This is a genomic window from Aeromonas sp. SER, assembly GCF_038739615.1.
In the GTDB taxonomy this organism is placed as follows: Bacteria; Pseudomonadota; Gammaproteobacteria; order Enterobacterales; family Aeromonadaceae; genus Aeromonas; species Aeromonas jandaei.
The window spans coordinates 580,423-595,799 of record NZ_JBCGFC010000001.1 but is presented as its reverse complement, the minus strand read 5'-3'; the positions used below and the strand labels follow the sequence as shown (position 1 = coordinate 595,799).

Genomic DNA, 15,377 nt, shown 5'->3' with positions numbered 1-15,377 from the left:
GGGAAGATCGCACGGATTGGGCATTGAGACGTTCGCCTTCGATAGCGGACGAGGCGATGATGTTAGCCAATAACGTGTCCAACGTTTGGTCGGGGTTCCCCAACCTGGAATGACTACCGATTAGAATTCCCTGTCTGCGTTGAACCTGCCGTAATCTGGGCAATATCTCGCTATCCCGCCAACGAAAATGGGGCCAATCAGCTTGTTGCCAAATCCAAAATGGTTCCATTATTTCCTCATCCAACGTACTAGGGTCTCAATAATGAGCCGACCCAGCCCATCATTCGGCTCAACATCTGAGCCGAATATAACACATGCAGCAGACCAGCAGAGCTGGAAATGAGGATGGAGCTCTAGCCCGCAGAGCTTCAACATAACTACATATCTGGAATGACGTGCAATACGCATTTCATAAGCTTTTCTAGCCTCATTCATCGCCGATATATGTTGGCCTGTGCCCGCTCATACTGCACAGTGAGTGGTTCTACCAAGGCAGGTGACCCGTGGAGAAAAGACCAAAGAGTAACAGTAACTTGGAGCAGGGTTAGCTGTTATCAGAACAGTTCATTTTGGCAACAGCGCCGTAGAGTAGCCGTTACAGTGTTCTTTTTACGCTCCCCATTGAAGTGAGCACAGAATCCCCGCATATTGTGTACGGTTCTAATGGAGGCTCCATGAACGACTCTAACAAGCAATTCAAAATCCTGTCTTTGAACGGTGGAGGGGTGCGTGGTCTCTTCTCAATTACCATTTTAGCGGAACTAGAACGGGTTCTGGCTGAGCGCAACAACAATCCTGATTTGGCCATCGGTAATTACTTCGACATGATCACCGGGGCTTCCATCGGCGGAATAATTGCCATAGCTTTGGCTGATGGTCAGAAAGCTAGAGACTTGCAGGGCAAGTTTCACAAAGCAGCTCCAGATATTTTCCCTCGCCAGAGTTGGGTGCCCAATTGTGTTCGAAACATATACCAGCTAGGTAAGCTGTTGCTGAGCCCCCTCTATAAGGCTAACAACCTGGAAAAAGCAGTGACTGAGATCGTGGGAACCGGCAAGACGGTCAGATCGCTAAAACGACGCCTGCTCATCCCAACGGTCAACCTGAGCACAGGTCGCCCTTTGTTCATCAAAACCTGTCATAACTCCCTGTTCACCCGAGATGATCAATTCACCTTGGTTGATGTAGCCATGGCTACATCTGCTGCCCCCACCTACTTCCTACCTCACTATATCGAGTGGCAGAGTGCGTATTTTGCCGATGGAGGCTTACTAGCAAACAATCCATCATTCGTCGCCTATCATGAAGCGCTGAATTATCTGGATGATGAGGAGTTTAAGGGTATAACAGCAAACGATATCAAAATTCTTAATATTGGAACCCTCTCCAACGATTTTTGTATCAATCCCAATAACATCTCTAGGTGGTTCCCTGGGTACTTTGGCCTTTGGGGCGGTGGAAAGGCACTCATTGAGACAGTCATGTCCTCCTCGCAGAAAATGCACGGGTTCATGGCCGGTAAGGCACTAAATCGAGAAGGCATGCCCCCTTGCTATTTCTCGCTTGATGAAACCGTGCCTGATCAACAGGCTCGAGTCATCTCGTTAGACAATGCGAGCGAAGAGTCACTGAAAGCACTTGTCGCGTGGGGAAAATCTGTAGCAACCACAGCTACTGGCAAAAAAGCACTTATCGAGACTTTCTTTAGCACGGAGGCTCCAGCCTTCATTCACCCCACCGACCGTAAGGAAGCGTCAGAATGAAATGGTCAGCACATCTATATCTTACCAATACCAATGACGGTCTCATGAAAAGACTGGAGCCTACCAGCACCGACAAGGCTTCTCTCGAGAAACTTAAGGACACGATCAGAATTCGGACAAAGGGTGTATTCACAGAAGCAAAAGATGTCGTCAAAATGCTGGCCAGCCGTTCTCGGAGCTCAACGAATATCCAACTCGTAGAAAGTGCAATTAGGAAAACCAACCTGCGCTATCTTGACAATGCAGATGTCCAGCGAGTTGTGAAACTGCTCTTGGATATGAGTGATGACGCACGCGGAGCCTTCTTGAATACAGAGCCAAGATTTTGGGTTCAAGGAAGTTACAAGTACAAAACACTGAACAAGCCATATCATAAACCGCCACAACAGATGGACATTGATGATGGTACATACATGCCTATGGATATGTTCAAAGAGCAACCGTTAGTCGGCCATGAGCTTCTTCTCCTACTTGTAGATGCATCGCTAGCATCTTTGGCAGAAGAAAACTACAACTGGAAAGCATTAAAGAAGCCTACTTGTGGACGTATTGTCATCGAAGATAGAAATGTGCATGTAGATGTGCCCATGTATGCAATCCCAAGAGATCAGTTTGAAACTCGAGAAGTGGCATTGAACTCTGTCGCAGGGATGGATTCACTGAATGAAAGTGTTCTCAGTAAGTCAGCCACTCGAAAGCTTGATGAAAATTGTGTTTACTTGGCTGTCAGAGGAAAGGATAAGTGGATTAAGTCAGATCCAGAAATCGTTGCGCGTTGGTTCAGGAGCGCAGTAGCGCGACATGGTGACCCTATGCGGCAGGTCTGTCGATACCTGAAGGCTTGGCGAGATGTGCAGTGGAAATCTCCTGAATTATCCTCCATAGCTCTTATGAAATGCGTCGTTGACACCTTTGATAATACACCTATGCCTGACACAAAAGATCATGGTGAACTTTTGTTAAAAGTAACAGAACAGTTGGCCACCAAGTTAAGGGATGGAGTGGAAAGTCCAGATGCCTCAGATGAAGGTCGCTTGTTGTTTCCCAAGGAAAAGATGGATGATAATACGGTTCAGAGCATTATCTCGAAAGCAGAGACTCTGCACGAAGAACTTAATCGAGCACTGAATAGGCTCTCAACAAAGAACGAAGTACTGAAAACTCTAAATGGACTTTTTGGTGACAGTGTTGTAAACGAAGAGCTTATCAAGCCTTGGGTTGCCATACCTGCATACCAACAACAACGACAACCTCAACGACAAAGCCAAATGACCGATTCAATGACGAGTGGTTGATAGTGACTATCCATAACTTGTTATTACATAGCGGCTTTCGATATGTCGAGAGTCGCAACATCACCGGCCTACCAATTTCTCTACCGAGAGAGTGTCCAGCCTATATAAAAGCCTACCAAACACAGGCAGGTGAATTCATTATTGCTGTAGTTAGGCCAAGAGAAGATCTTAGTCGCTTGCCGGAAACTTACGTTATCAGTCGCCCTGCCAACTTAATCGGTATGGCCTTACCTCACATAAGCAGTTTCCAAAGATTATGTTTGGTGAACCAGGACACTGCCGATTGGGATCCTCAACACCCACCTGCTGTAATTACCATGTTAAACAGCCTGATCCAGCAAGCATTGGACAATGCCGTAACAGCTGGCCATCAACGGCAAGAGGAATTTCAAACCGAGTTTGTGAACTACTGGAATGGGGTCGTGGATGCTTACATTTATGGTGATGCAGGCAAGCTTTCAGGTACAAAATTCTCATACAAGTCGCTGAAAGTGGCAACCTCAGCAGATGGACAAACAGACAAAGAATATGTTGTCTTCCACAACGCTGGGCAAAGGGATGACTGGTTTAGGTTACGAGGAGAAAAACCGGCTGTGGGCATTGATGGCGACGTGACCGTTGTCAGAGTTAACAACACTGCGATAGCACCAAGTAAATGGCCGCCTCAATCACTCAGGGAAGTCTTTGATTGGTTAAAATCTGCTGACCTCCCTGCTCATGACTCACTGGCCAATGGAATACTCACCAGGCTCACCAAGGGCAGGCAAATGGTGTTGTTCGATATTTCGAACGAAGGCATCATTGGCTTTGAAGTCTGCTTCAGTAAAGCCACCCAGACGATCCTGAAACACCGTACAACGGAACGAGCTAAATCTAGGGGAGGTAAACACAAACTAAAGCTCGGCTCTACCCTTCCTATGCTCAGATCAAAATCCGCAACGACCGCATTCTCTCGCTTAAATGTGAGCTCGATAAGCGACCAAGAGCTTCAACGGCGCAACAGACCTGTTTTCCTTGATCTTGAGAACAAGCAAATCTTGATAATTGGCTGCGGCACCATTGGTGGCTTTGCTGCTCAGCTGCTTGCCAAGGTAGGAGCAGGGCGTGGCAATACCGGTCGGCTAGTTCTCTGTGACAGTGACATTCTGTCTCCAGGCAATCTGAGTCGGCATGCTCTCCCAGCCACTTATATCGGTTGGAATAAAGCAGAGGCCCTAAGTAAGCTAATAAAGCGTGACTCTTTGGGCAATCCAAGAATAGATGTCAAACCTTATCGTTTTGAAATGAATGAAGATAATATTCGTGGCTATGATATTGTGATCGATGCTACTGGTCACGCCCCAACAGGTAAAATGCTCAGTTACTTGGCTCGAGCTTCTACCCAACGTCCTCCCTTCATCATCCACGGCTACAATGATGCTTATGGTCAAGCGTCTGTTGTTATGATCGACGATGGAAAAGCCTGTTATGAATGTGCCAAGCGTCTCGAGATCCTCAAGGAGGTCGATAGACCTGTAGCTCCTCATCGAGTTTCCTGCGGCAGCATTTTTACACCCTATGATGCTAGCGTCAGCACAATTACTGCCGCACTAATTCAAGAGGCCGTGCTGAATACTCTTCAGGATAAGCTTCCCTGGACCTATGCTCAACACTCGACAGGTAATGTAATTCATCATAAGCGTAGAAAGCTGAAAAAATTTGGAGAATGTAGTGTTTGTTCCTGACGTCAAGGCTGAGCTGACCTTGAGTAATAGAGCTGGTGGACTAATAATCGTTGAGACTGCGGTACTTCATATTTTAAATCGATATCGGCAGTTACATCACAGTCAACCTGAGCAAGGAGGTGTATTTATTGGAGAAATTCGGCCACCTCATATAATAATAACTCACGTTACAGAACCTAGTCCCTACGACCAAGCATCGCGTTTTGGTTTTGTACGTAAAAAACAACACCATCAAGTTATGGTTGATCAACTTTGGCACACATCAGGAGGCTATCTTACTTACATAGGTGAGTGGCATACCCATCCTGAATCGAATCCTTTGCCCTCTGCCACAGACGTATCTAGTTGGCGTAAAGGCTTACCTAAAAACAGCACATCCATAGTAGCGATCATTGGTCAAAAGACTGACTGGTGGGGCTACTGTGAGAATGGTCGCTGTGAAGCATTGAAGAATATACTAATTTGAAAGATACAGTGGTATCTGAAATTTTAATTTCCTAACTATTAAGATGCACTAGGGTAAGGTAATTTTAACCATTTCCCATATTTACCTTGCCATGCACAGCTCAAAAAATGTTGGAAGCAGCTATAGGGTAAATTCATATGGTAGTCATCGAGCAAGCTACAAGACACTCATAGTCTAAGATGCTATTTTTAAAGAAAAAATACAACGTTTTCTAGAGAGAATTGAAACACCTAGAGTTCGTTCCCGCAAGTATGCCTGCTGGAAAGGAACTGCGAGGTTAAAATAACAGGCCGGAGCTAATGAAAAACTGGATTTATTGCTGCTGGGTGGCGCTACAGCAAGCATTAGAAAATACTAGGTTGGGTATCAAAAAATATGTAGAGAAATTGGTGGTTTAGTTGAATCTCATTTCCATTTTGGTGGATTCTTTCAGTCTTGCAGCTTGCGCTGCATGGGGCCACCACAAAATTTCATTTTTTTTGCTCATTCATATGCATGACGCTACACATCATGCCGTGAATATACAGCATTATTTATCTTAGCAGAATAATTTAGTGATTTTACATATCAACCATTAGCAATGGCAAAAATCCTTATCACTAACCGGCATATTAATTACTGGATTTTAGGAACCCAAGTTTCAAATTTTTCAATAGCAGTACGCATTTCCTCAGTCATAGGCTTCTCCTTTAAAACCTTTACCCTTTGATTGAGATATAGTTCATCAGAAATTATAAAATCAGTGCCATTCACCAAGTCTAACATTCTAATTAACTTTCCATCTTTATCGATACACTCGAAGTTATTGACAAATTTATTGTAAGCCAGGAATGCTTCCTCGTTCTCCTGCTGATGGTGCATATCAAAACCGAAGTCGGAAATATACTTATTGTCAATAACAATACCATCGGTACTCATTCCACCAAACAACTCAACCTGAATATAGAAACAGCCAGTAACAGAATGCACCTTTATTGATTTTACTGTCTTATATATTATATCCCTTACCTCGTTCCTTATATCAGCCTGATTGTAGTCAATGTAGTTTGGTGGTATCAGCATATATATATCTGGGTTAATAGAAGCCTCCGCATGACTAATCTCAATGGTCAATTCTTCATTTAACTGTTTACGTTCCCTAGATAATTTATCTAGTCGTTCAGTCAACAGAATATGTATATCTCCCTCTGTGGTTGCTCCCACAGATTGAATCATGATTTCTATTTTTGAACTTATCGATTCTATTTTATTTTTAATCGAAGCAACTTTATTCTCATTTGTATTTTTTTTAGGCTGAAGTATCACGCTGCCAATCAGCAACATTAGTGCATACTCAAAATATCTATTATCAAATGTTGCAGCTGTGCAGCTTTTCACCGAAGTGTCTGACCTTCCGCTGCATTTATAACGGAGCTTTTCATCTTTTTTTCCGGCTTTACTACGGTAGACCTGTAGTGAACTGCCACAGTCCCCACAAGTGGCTATACGCATTCCAGTAACAATGCCCGCAGCGTTTTTCATCTTACTAGTAAACTGTTTTTTTTCACTACGCACTCGCTTAGCTTGTGCAAATTCAGCCTCAGTGCAAACAGCGGGATAATAATTTACCAACAGATGCTCGCGACCATCAATATGAATTATTTTTTCGCCTAAAACTGCACGATCACTTATAATCTTTTTAATAAGATTTATTCCCCACCCCTCTTTATTAGAATTTTGAGCTATTGTAGGGGGGGTATAACTTTCATCTAAATGCTTTTTAATTGCTATATGCCCCCTCCCTTCTCGAATCATCATAATCATTTCTTTAACTATAGAGAAATAATATGGATGAGGGCGTACAAACCCAGTTGTCGTATCAACCCAAAATTTATTTTTACCGAAGCCATTAATTGCAGCTGGATAACCATCTGCATCGCACTCACCATTTTGATGACGCTTTAATGCAACACGAGCTGCACCAGTAACCCGAGCAGAAAGTTTATTTGTATAATCATTGCTGCTTTCAAGTTTAACTAGTGACAAAATCGCGGATGCAAGATTATCTTTTTGATATACTGCCCCATCAATCCATGTATAAACAACAATATTGGCTGCGAGAATACAGGTTAAGAACTCACTGGCTCTTGTTAACGCTAAGCGAGAGAAACGATCGATGTTTTCCATGGCCAATACAGAGCCGGGTGCAATATGACCTGAACGACTTAGTTCAATAAACCTCCCCAGACATCCATGTTCAATGTTTTCCCCCTTACTGGCTGACATTCCGTTATCTGACATATAGATAACGGGCATGTTACTATATTTTAACTTTGTTGCGTCAACCAAAGCCCCCTCAGTCTGACGTTGTACGCCAGTTTTATTACCGGCGGCCTGCTTATCCGTACTTACACGACTATACAGATATAGTGTTGGTGCAGACGACCTTAAATCCATAACATCTCCAAAAATTGATTCTATGACGAGGCTATATATGCTAGATACACAACTATACTTGTACGCTACCGGTACAGTTGAATTAAATTAAAGCAGACATGCCTAGACCAGATGTCCAGCTACGACACAATCACTTAGCGCCGTTCATTTTCTGAACACAAACACTATTGCCGACACACGGTATATAACCACTAACAAACATTTAAATGGAAGGTTATATCCAAAAACACTAGATATCAACCCCCATCAAAAAATAATCACCTCATCAGAAATAAACTATCCATACTCTCTATTATTAATTTCCACTTATATATTTCAGGCTAGGAAGTAGCAAGGAGAAACGAGGGTTTGCAGTCATACTGCCGTAATAATACCACCACCATGGCGATGTCTTGTTCTTTCTCAAGATACGCTTGCTCAAGCGCGAAATGAAGGTTGCGCATATTCGGTGTAGATGACGATAGACTCCAATGATAAAAAGATACTTGACCAAAGTCCGTGATGGTGTGGCACCGAGAACATGATGGTCAGCCGATGAGTTTGGTCAAAATAAGCAGGAAGAACGTGACCACGTAAACATATTAATTAATTATATTGAATGTCACTTCTTTGACCAACTGGCAAGTAAGGAAGATCGGCACATTTCTGCTTGCTGCTTTCTGCTTATCAGTGATAAGCGTACTTATTGCATGCCCCATGCATAATAAACTTTAATATACAAGAGAGACTTTCATATTTTCTCTTCAATAAAAAGCCTGCGAGGGGTAGTAAAACTGGTTTCTCTTCGCTGCGTAGCAGCGGAATGTTGAAACGCTAAAATTTTATTACCTCTCTTATTATTAGTAAATGGACAATTTTTAGAATTTTTCAAGTGGGGGGATGTGAAAAAAAGTTAAAAATCACCTCCCTTGACTAAATTACAACCAACAATGCTGGTTTTTACCTATCCCCCCGTCGACTTATTACTTATTGACAAACCCCATGCTCAATACAGACTATCAGATCGACAATTACCTGTGCCCCTATCGGTGTAGTCAAGAGTTACTCTGCTTACGAGCAACTCCTGGTACTGGCAGCGAAGTTCGCGGCAACCAGCAGGATGATCAGCACCAGACTGCGATCCATGACGCAGGTTGCAAGCAAATCGGCACTGCCTAACTGTTTAGTGTAGATCTCCCCCTCATGCTGTAGGCTGTAGGCTGTAGACACTGGCATGAGGAATTCGAGTCAGAACTCGTGACCGAGGACACTGTTGTTGATGATCGCATCGTCATCACCTCTCAAGAAAAGACACAAAATATCGCGCATTGAAATCTAATATCACAGGTTAAAAAATGCACACATCACTTCTTCCTCTTTCCTGCTCATCAGGTATAATCCGCAATCTTTTTTTGCATTAGTGACCAGCGATCCTCTATGACCGTCAACCGTTTTGACCCTAGCTCAGACAGCCTGACACCTGCAACTACGCGGGTTCAGCCATCGGACGACCAACCTGTCCAACAAGCGACTTCCAGCATTATTAGGTCTCACCATCCAAGGATTGGTTTTGTGAGCTTGGGTTGCCCGAAAAACCTGGTCGATTCCGAGCGCATCCTGACCCAGCTGCGTACCGAAGGGTACGACGTGGTGCCCAGCTATGACGATGCCGAGCTGGTTGTCGTCAACACCTGTGGCTTTATCGACAGTGCCGTGCAGGAGTCGCTCGAAGCGATCGGCGAAGCGCTGGCCGAGAACGGCAAGGTGATCGTCACCGGCTGCCTTGGCGCCAAAGAGAATCAGATCCGCGAGATCCACCCCAAGGTGCTCGAGATCACCGGCCCCCACGCCTATGAAGAGGTGCTGGGTCACGTCCACAAATATGTGGAGAAGCCGCAGCACAACCCCTTCACCAGTCTGGTACCGGCCCACGGCGTCAAGCTGACCCCGCGCCACTACGCCTATCTGAAGATTTCCGAAGGGTGCAACCACCGCTGCACCTTCTGCATCATCCCCTCCATGCGCGGGGATCTGGTGAGCCGCCCCATCGGCGACGTGCTGGCCGAAGCCAAGCGCCTGAAAGAGGCTGGCGTGAAGGAGCTGCTGGTGATCTCCCAGGACACCTCCGCCTACGGCGTCGATGTGAAGCATCGCACCGGTTTCTACGACGGCATGCCGGTCAAGACCAGCATGGTCGCCCTGTGCGAAGAGCTGGCCAAGCTCGATATCTGGGTACGTCTGCACTACGTCTACCCCTACCCGCATGTGGATGACGTCATCCCGCTGATGCGCGATGGCAAGATCCTGCCCTACCTCGACATCCCGCTGCAGCACGCCAGCCCGCGCATCCTCAAACTGATGAAGCGCCCGGGTTCGGTCGAGCGCACCTTGGAGCGGATCCAGAAGTGGCGCGAGATCTGCCCGCAGATCACCCTGCGCTCCACCTTTATCGTCGGCTTCCCGGGCGAGACCGAGGAAGATTTCCAGATGCTGCTGGACTTTATCGACAAGGCGGAGCTGGATCGGGTCGGCTGCTTCAAATACAGCCCGGTCGAAGGGGCGCTGGCCAACGAGCTGCCGGATCCGGTACCGGAAGCCGTACAGGAAGAGCGCTTCCAGCGCTTTATGGAGCTGCAACAGCAGGTCTCCATCCGCAAACTGGCCCGCAAAGTGGGTCAGGAGATGACCGTTATCATCGACGAAGTGGATGAAGAGGGCGCCACTGGCCGCTCTTTTGCCGATGCACCGGAGATCGATGGTCTGGTCTACCTCAACGGCGAAACCGGCCTCAAGCCGGGCGACATGGTCAAGGTGCGGATCGACGAATCCGACGAATATGACCTGTGGGCCAGCCTGATTGGCTAAGCCTACCATGCGGAAACACGCCGCGCGTTGAGCCGATAGCGTTCAACGTAACTAAACAAAAAGCGCCTGATGGCGCTTTTTGTTTTACAACTACTGGCGATAAAACCCTAGCCGAGGTCGTGCAGCGCCTTGCCAAGGGGCGGGGTGAGTCGCAAATCAGAGAAACGCACCGCCAGCCCCTGCCGCTCCGGTGTGCAGCACATCACCCCGATAAAGCAACTTTCGCTTGGCGGAAACGGGGCGAGGCGCAGCAGCGGCCACACCTTGCCATCGGTGGAGTATTGCAGGCGCAGACAGTCCGCCAGCCGGGTCAGCCGCAGCCAGAAGCGGCGCGGATTGCCGCTGAAAATGCCGGTGGCCCAGTCAGAGCGCGGATTGGTCAACACGCTGCCAATCATAGGCTGATCGTCGTTGTATTCGATCCCCGCTTTCAGCCAGTGTGCTTCGTCTTGCAGCAGCATCAACCCCGCCTGATCGTAGAGGGTGGTGAACTCCCCCTCGACGCAGACCTGAAAGGTAAACTCACCCGCCACCTCGCAGCCATAAACATGGCCGCTGTGGCGCTCGAAGCCATACCAGGTGCTACGCCAAAAATCGGTCTGCTTGTCCGTGACTACCTGCAAGCCATCGCTGGTCTGGTGCCACTCGGCAGGTTCGTTGAGCCAGCGCCACTGCGTCCCTTCCATCATCTCGTTTAACTCCTGTTGTCTCGCCAACTTAGCCTCCAGCGGCCACCAGCCGCTTACTTGCCCTGCTTGAAGAGGATGGCGGTAAAGTGGCTCTCTTTGGTGCGCGGGAAGTAGCGATCCTTGTAGCACTGCTGCTCACTGCTCTCGCAATGCACCCCGTTGCTCAGGGTGTAGCTGCCAGGGTCGGCCCCTTGCAGGTTCTTCTGCAAACGGCTGGCCGCCTGCACCCCGAGATGGGCGCGGGTCAGGCCGATGGAGATCCCCTGCGGGTCGGCGCAATAGCCGCCTTTCTTGTCGCACACCACCTTGGCGGCGGGCGAGAACACGGCCGGAGCCGCGTGAACGCCCCCGATTAGCAGCAGCGCCACCAGCGCAGCCGAGCGTCTGAACATTTTGCTACCTTGATAAACCTTGCAAATCAGGGCGTTAATTTATCACTCCGCCCCCGTGATGGCCAATTGCCAGCCGCCCTATCAGCCGGTTGCAGTGCAAAACCCACATAGAGGATTGGCACCAAGCGGGCCGCCCCCACAGCAGGGCTGGCTTATCGGGGGGCGAACATGTGTAATAGCCGCCTGTATACGTCAGTCAAAGAGTCCGCCATGCAACTCAAACCCCTTCTCAAGGGACGCTTTCAGCCCCACTGGCAGGCCAGCCATGATCTCATCGAACAGGTGGTCATCTCCTGCATCACGGAGCGGCGCCTGATCCCCGAGGGGGAACCCCTGATGCGTCAGGGGGAGCTATTGCGGGATCTGGTGCTGGTGCCAAGCGGGCGCATCGCCATGGGCCACACCGCCATGAATGGCCGCCGCTTTCAGCTCGGCACCCTTGAGTGCGACAACCAGCTGTTTGGCGAGATGGAGTTCTTCACCGGCTATCGCTGCCAGCTCGACATCATCGCCGAGGAGCCGCTGGAAGTGGCCCGCATCGACGGCGAGCAGCTGGAACAGGCGCTGGTCGCCCACCCCAAGGTGGCGCTCTTCTTTGCCACCGCCATTGCCATCGACTATCAGGACACGGTGGATATTTTCACCTGCCGGATGCTCTACCCCATCAGCTACAACATCGCCCTCGACCTCTATCACAGCCACTGCCACGACAACCCGGTGAGCGGCTTTCGCAAAGGGTATCAGGAGGCGGAACGCTTCGGCACCACGGATCGGGTCTACCGGCGGGCGGTGAAGGAGCTGATGGACAAAGGACTGGTGGTGCGCGGCGAGGAGGGATTGCAGATCCGCGATCTGGCGGGGCTCAGGGCCTTTCTGGAGCAGCCATAGGTCGCAGGTATCAGCCGCCGCCTGAACAGCAAGCGGAACAGCAACAAAAAAGAGGGGCGGTCGATACCGCCCCTCTTGCTGTTTACTCTCCCGCTCAGGCGAGACAAGGCTGCGGCCGGGCCATGCGCAGCGAGGCCACCAGCATGGCGAGGATCACGCCATAGATAAGCGGGATGGCGTACATCACCGCCTGCAGACCGATCACCTGCTCGAACAGGGCGCTGATGGCCGGGCTGAACATGGCCCCCGCACTGCCGCTGATAAGGATGTAGGAGACGTTCTTGCTCGATGCCTGCCGCACAAACGACACCCCGTAGGCGATAAAGGCGTTGTAGAGCGCGGCGCAGACAAAGCCGTAACCATAGGTGAGATAAGGCAGCTGGCTCAGGTTGTCGGTGGTGACGATAAGCGCCGTCATCCCCATCGCCAGCGTGATGATCACCAACAGGAAGGTGCGGATCGCAACGCGGGTCACAATGGCGGTGGAGACCAGCGCGCCGAGCAGGGCCGCCGTCCAGTACTGGGTGATGATATTGCCCGCCTCCTCGAAGGGGATGCCGAACTTGTTCTTCACGAACATGGGCGCCCAGGTGAGGAAGGTGTAGAGCGCCAGCATGCCGAGAAAGAGCCCCAGCCCGCCGCTGATGATGCCGAGGTTCCACTCCGAGTGCTCGTTGCCGGCGCTCTCGCCGCCCGCCTCGCAGCTGCGAAAGTTGGTCAGCACCGCCACCAGCATGGTCGCCAGCGCCACCACCCCCACCGCCAGATAGCTCCAGCTCCACGCCATGGCGTGAGTCAGGGTGTAGGTAGTGATAAGCGGGAATACCACCCCGGCCACGTTGAAGGTGGCATCCTGCACCACCAGCATGGTGCTCTGCATCCGCGCCTGCCAGACGCTCACCACCAGGGTCCCCGCAATGCAGAGCCCCACCCCGCCGCACAGGCCAATCACCGTCATGGCCGCCATCACCACATAGAGCGAGCCGGTCAGATGGAGCGAAGCCGCCGCCAACGCGATCAGGCCGTAACAGATCAGCGTCATCCGCTTGAGGCCCACCTTCTCGATAAGGAAGAAGGCGGCAATGGTGCCCGCCAGCGCCCCGCCGTTGAGCAGGGAGAAGATGGAGGCCACCTGATTGACGTCGGCGCCGAACTTGGCGGCGATGGGGTCGATCAGCATGCCGAACTGGGTCGCAAAACCGGCCATCACGAAGTTGGCCAGGAAGCTGATGGCAGTGAGGGAGAGCTTATTGTTCATATTGGATCTCTCTTGGGGTCAGGGTGCGTGCAGGGTTGGGCGGGCTGCGGCGCTTACAGCGCGGTGTGCAGCGCCAGCTCGATCATCTGGTTGAAGGAGAGTTGCCGCTCTTCGGCAGTGGTCTCTTCACCGGTCAGGCAGTGGTCGGAGACAGTCAGGATGGCGAGCGCCTCGATCCCCTGCTGATGGGCCAGCCCGTAGAGACCGGCCACCTCCATGTCGATGCCGAGCACGCCGAACTTCTCAAGCGCCGGAATGAGGTTTTCGTCCGGATCGTAATAGAGATCGCCGGTGAAGATATTGCCCACCTTGACCGGAATCGCCTTCTCCTGCGCCTTGGTAAACGCCTTGTGCAGCAGGGCGAAGTCGGCCGAGGTGGCCATCTGGTAACCGGCGCAGCGCTTGGCGTTGGTCGGGGAGTCGGTGCCCGCCGCCTGCGCCAGAATGACGTCACGCATCTGCACGTGGCGCTGGGTCGCCCCCAGACTTCCGATACGGATGATCCGCTTGACCCCGAAGTCGTTCACCAGCTCGTGGGCGTAGAGCACCATGGAGGGGATCCCCATGCCGTGGCCCATCACCGAGATACGCTGGCCGTTGTAATAGCCGGTGTAGCCCAGCATGTTGCGCACATTGGTCACCTCGCGCGCATCGGTCAGAAAGGTCTCGGCGATATAGCGGGCCCGCAGCGGATCCCCCGGCATGATGACGGTCTCGGCGAAATCGCCCGGGTTGGCATTGATATGAGCGGTCATTGTTGTTGTGCTCCAGTTTGACTCGTGTGGATGAGGGCATCCTAGCCCCCGCCCCCTCGCCCCTTGCAGGACAAAAGTCCTGTTGCCCCGATCGAGATCCCAGTTCCGGCAACTTCTACAGGGCCGCCCCTGCTTGCCCCCCTTCACCGCCGCTTATTGGCTCTTAATCAGCCCTGCCCTTGCGGCATGCGCTGAATCACCCGCTCTGCAATAGCGCCCCTGCACCCCAAAAAGCGCGGGGGGCCTGATGGCCCCCCGCAAACACACCGGATGAGAAAATGCCTTACTTGGCGGCGCTATCCTTCACGCACTTCTGGACAAAGCTGTTCTTGGCCGCGCCAGCCAGCTTCTTGTCGGCCGCCGCCTTCTCGCACTTGGCCACCGGATCGATCGCTGCGCCCGTCTTCACGCACTTCTGGATGAAGCTGTTCTTGGCCGCACCGGCCAGCTTCTTGTCGGCGGCCGCCTTCTCGCACTCGCCGCTCACGGCGCCAGCGGCATCTTTCACACACTTGCCGACAAAGCTGGTCTTGGCGGCACCGTTAAGCTTTTTGGCCGCGGCCTGCGCCTCGCACTGCAACTGGGCTGCATCGTTGGCAAAGACCGGATTGGCCAGCAGCACGCTGCCGCAGAGCAGGCCGAACAGGATGGTACGCTTCATGGGAGATCTCCTCTCTATCTGGTGATGTGTTTGCATGGTCATATTTGCATGACGATGTGTTGCAAATGGCTGTAATTGCAACAGCTGATTGTTGCCGCATATCCCCCGCCTCGCCAGCTTGGGCCACGGAGCAGAGGGCAACCATCGCCCGCACTATAGCGCCGATTACCGGAGCGGGATTGCCCCCGACCAATCCTTCCTCAGCG

General features: G+C 50.8%; 14 protein-coding genes. 6 read left to right on the top strand and 8 right to left on the bottom strand.

What is annotated here, in order from left to right; genetic code table 11:
* The coding region (locus tag AAHA41_RS02855) for a DUF4172 domain-containing protein (RefSeq protein ID WP_342697306.1) at positions 1-229 on the bottom strand (229 nt) is incomplete at its 3' end.
* A 445-nt stretch (positions 230-674) separates the two neighbouring features.
* On the opposite strand from AAHA41_RS02855, the gene AAHA41_RS02850 reads away from it, so the two are divergent.
* The 4 genes from AAHA41_RS02850 to AAHA41_RS02835 are packed head-to-tail and all read left to right on the top strand — an operon-like array spanning position 675 to position 5,248.
* The gene (locus tag AAHA41_RS02850; RefSeq protein WP_042024858.1) at positions 675-1,763 is read left to right on the top strand and encodes a CBASS cGAMP-activated phospholipase; all 1,089 of its coding nucleotides are present in this window, start codon (positions 675-677) and stop codon (positions 1,761-1,763) included.
* Positions 1,760-3,058, top strand: a complete 1,299-nt coding sequence (locus tag AAHA41_RS02845) for a cyclic GMP-AMP synthase DncV-like nucleotidyltransferase (RefSeq protein ID WP_042024857.1) — start codon at positions 1,760-1,762, stop codon at positions 3,056-3,058. Before AAHA41_RS02850 ends, AAHA41_RS02845 begins: the two co-directional genes overlap by 4 nt.
* A gap of 2 nt (positions 3,059-3,060) precedes the next feature.
* Complete coding sequence (locus AAHA41_RS02840) at positions 3,061-4,782, top strand: ThiF family adenylyltransferase (protein WP_162516529.1); 1,722 nt, start codon at positions 3,061-3,063, stop codon at positions 4,780-4,782.
* Positions 4,769-5,248 carry a Mov34/MPN/PAD-1 family protein gene (locus AAHA41_RS02835; protein WP_162517109.1) on the top strand — a complete coding sequence of 160 codons (480 nt, stop codon included), beginning with the start codon at positions 4,769-4,771 and terminating at the stop codon, positions 5,246-5,248. Before AAHA41_RS02840 ends, AAHA41_RS02835 begins: the two co-directional genes overlap by 14 nt.
* A 615-nt stretch (positions 5,249-5,863) precedes the next feature.
* On the opposite strand, the gene AAHA41_RS02830 is transcribed toward AAHA41_RS02835, so the two are convergent.
* Positions 5,864-7,684: a recombinase family protein gene (locus tag AAHA41_RS02830; protein WP_080768683.1), complete on the bottom strand. Its 1,821-nt coding sequence runs from the start codon at positions 7,682-7,684 to the stop codon at positions 5,864-5,866.
* Between the two features lie 1,050 nt (positions 7,685-8,734).
* Positions 8,735-8,899: a hypothetical protein gene (locus tag AAHA41_RS02825; RefSeq protein WP_342697305.1), complete on the bottom strand. Its 165-nt coding sequence runs from the start codon at positions 8,897-8,899 to the stop codon at positions 8,735-8,737.
* Between the two features lie 201 nt (positions 8,900-9,100).
* Between AAHA41_RS02825 and rimO the strand changes: the two genes are divergently transcribed.
* Complete coding sequence (gene rimO, locus AAHA41_RS02820) at positions 9,101-10,528, top strand: 30S ribosomal protein S12 methylthiotransferase RimO (RefSeq protein WP_254204090.1); 1,428 nt, start codon at positions 9,101-9,103, stop codon at positions 10,526-10,528.
* 107 nt (positions 10,529-10,635) lie between these two features.
* On the opposite strand, the gene AAHA41_RS02815 is transcribed toward rimO, so the two are convergent.
* Positions 10,636-11,217 (bottom strand): DUF1349 domain-containing protein, encoded by a 582-nt coding sequence (locus tag AAHA41_RS02815; RefSeq protein ID WP_323071116.1) that lies wholly within the window; start codon positions 11,215-11,217, stop codon positions 10,636-10,638.
* A 53-nt stretch (positions 11,218-11,270) separates the two neighbouring features.
* Positions 11,271-11,609, bottom strand: coding sequence for a YcgJ family protein (locus tag AAHA41_RS02810; protein ID WP_323071115.1), 339 nt, complete (start codon positions 11,607-11,609; stop codon positions 11,271-11,273).
* 210 nt (positions 11,610-11,819) lie between these two features.
* On the opposite strand from AAHA41_RS02810, the gene AAHA41_RS02805 reads away from it, so the two are divergent.
* Complete coding sequence (locus AAHA41_RS02805; protein WP_323071114.1) at positions 11,820-12,497, top strand: Crp/Fnr family transcriptional regulator; 678 nt, start codon at positions 11,820-11,822, stop codon at positions 12,495-12,497.
* Between the two features lie 94 nt (positions 12,498-12,591).
* Here the strand turns inward: AAHA41_RS02805 and tsgA are convergent, their stop codons facing one another.
* The 3 genes from tsgA to AAHA41_RS02790 form a co-directional block, all read right to left on the bottom strand.
* The gene (gene tsgA, locus AAHA41_RS02800; protein WP_124243595.1) at positions 12,592-13,755 is read right to left on the bottom strand and encodes an MFS transporter TsgA; all 1,164 of its coding nucleotides are present in this window, start codon (positions 13,753-13,755) and stop codon (positions 12,592-12,594) included.
* A gap of 53 nt (positions 13,756-13,808) precedes the next feature.
* Entirely contained in the window at positions 13,809-14,510 is a 702-nt protein-coding gene (deoD, locus tag AAHA41_RS02795; RefSeq protein WP_323071113.1) for a purine-nucleoside phosphorylase, read from the bottom strand.
* Positions 14,511-14,793: 283 nt separating this feature from the next.
* Positions 14,794-15,171: a hypothetical protein gene (locus AAHA41_RS02790; protein ID WP_323071112.1), complete on the bottom strand. Its 378-nt coding sequence runs from the start codon at positions 15,169-15,171 to the stop codon at positions 14,794-14,796.
* Between the last annotated feature and the right edge of the window lie 206 nt (positions 15,172-15,377).

Bases quoted from the DNA above. Each gene is read 5' to 3' on its own strand.
- AAHA41_RS02850 (WP_042024858.1), top strand. From the start codon at position 675: ATGAACGACTCTAACAAGCAATTCAAAATCCTGTCTTTGAACGGTGGA.
- AAHA41_RS02845 (WP_042024857.1), top strand. From the start codon at position 1,760: ATGAAATGGTCAGCACATCTATATCTTACCAATACCAATGACGGTCTC.
- AAHA41_RS02830 (WP_080768683.1), bottom strand. From the start codon at position 7,684: ATGGATTTAAGGTCGTCTGCACCAACACTATATCTGTATAGTCGTGTA.
- AAHA41_RS02825 (WP_342697305.1), bottom strand. From the start codon at position 8,899: ATGCCAGTGTCTACAGCCTACAGCCTACAGCATGAGGGGGAGATCTAC.
- rimO (WP_254204090.1), top strand. From the start codon at position 9,101: ATGACCGTCAACCGTTTTGACCCTAGCTCAGACAGCCTGACACCTGCA.
- AAHA41_RS02815 (WP_323071116.1), bottom strand. From the start codon at position 11,217: ATGATGGAAGGGACGCAGTGGCGCTGGCTCAACGAACCTGCCGAGTGG.
- AAHA41_RS02810 (WP_323071115.1), bottom strand. From the start codon at position 11,609: ATGTTCAGACGCTCGGCTGCGCTGGTGGCGCTGCTGCTAATCGGGGGC.
- AAHA41_RS02805 (WP_323071114.1), top strand. From the start codon at position 11,820: ATGCAACTCAAACCCCTTCTCAAGGGACGCTTTCAGCCCCACTGGCAG.
- tsgA (WP_124243595.1), bottom strand. From the start codon at position 13,755: ATGAACAATAAGCTCTCCCTCACTGCCATCAGCTTCCTGGCCAACTTC.
- deoD (WP_323071113.1), bottom strand. From the start codon at position 14,510: ATGACCGCTCATATCAATGCCAACCCGGGCGATTTCGCCGAGACCGTC.
- AAHA41_RS02790 (WP_323071112.1), bottom strand. From the start codon at position 15,171: ATGAAGCGTACCATCCTGTTCGGCCTGCTCTGCGGCAGCGTGCTGCTG.